This is a genomic window from Cellulomonas bogoriensis 69B4 = DSM 16987, assembly GCF_000767165.1.
Classification (GTDB): Bacteria; Actinomycetota; Actinomycetes; order Actinomycetales; family Cellulomonadaceae; genus Actinotalea; species Actinotalea bogoriensis.
In genome coordinates, this window is the sequence record NZ_AXCZ01000355.1 from 1 (window position 1) to 1028 (window position 1028).

General features: G+C 75.5%; 1 protein-coding gene. It reads left to right on the forward strand.

Annotated features, from left to right (window positions below):
• Positions 1 to 808: CopD family protein (locus N869_RS15360; RefSeq protein ID WP_035063124.1), on the forward strand; the 808-nt coding region annotated here is incomplete at its 5' end.
• Between the last annotated feature and the right edge of the window lie 220 nt (positions 809 to 1028).

Genomic DNA, 1028 nt, shown 5'->3' on the forward strand with positions numbered 1-1028 from the left:
CGCCTGGCTCGGCGGGCTCGTGGGCCTGGCGGTGCTGCTGCGCGGGCCGGGTCGGGCGCTGGACCAGGGCCGGGCGGTCGCCCGGTTCTCCGGGATCGCCGGCGGCCTGGTGCTCGTCGTGGCGGTCACGGGGGTGGTGCTGGGGTGGCGGGTCGTCGGTTCGGCGCAGGCGTTGCTCACCACCACCTACGGACGTCTGCTGCTCGTCAAGGTGGCACTGGTGCTGCTCGTGGTGGCGGTGGCGGCGTGGAACCGGTTCGCGCTGCTGCCGCGTCTGCGTGCGGCCGGTGAGCCGGCGGCGCGCGGCAGGCTGCGGCGTACCGTCCTGGTCGAGGTCGTGGTCCTGCTCGCGGTCGTGGGCGTGACGGGCGTCCTGGTCGGTCAGCACCCGCGCCCCCTCGACGGCGCGCCCGGCGGGGACGTCACCGTCGAGGACGAGGAACCCCAGGCCGAGCCGCCCCCGCGTCCTGCGCCGCGACGTGACACCGAGCAGCTGCTGGAGGCGCCGCTGGGGTCGGGGGCGGTCACGGTGTCGGTCTCGCCGGCGACCCGGGGCATGAACGTCCTGGAGGTGCGGGTCCTGGACGCCGACGGGGAGCCCACCGACGGTGCCGGGCCGCCGCGCCTGGAGTGGGACCTGCCCGGAAGCGATGTCGAGCCGCCGGTCGCGACCCTGGTGTCGTTGGCGCCCGGTGTGCACGCGGGGCGGGTCCACCTGCTGCTGCCGGGAACCTGGGAGGTCCAGGTCCTGCTGCCGGTGGAGGACGGTGGCGAGGAGTCCGTGACCCTCGAGGTCGACGTGGGCTGACCGGTGCCCCGTGACCGTGCGGGGACCATCCGGAGGGCGCTGCGCCGCGGTGGCGTACCGGATGACGGACCAGCCCTGGCAATCCGGCTTCCGCCGTTTTTATTCTGGGTGGGTGCCGCGTCCTGGCAGGGGGCTCTACAGGGCGGCGCGGGCAGGGGTGCTCGCCGCCGTCGTCGTCGTGGTGTCCGCAGGCTCGCACGTCCTCGCCGGGGGAGCGGTA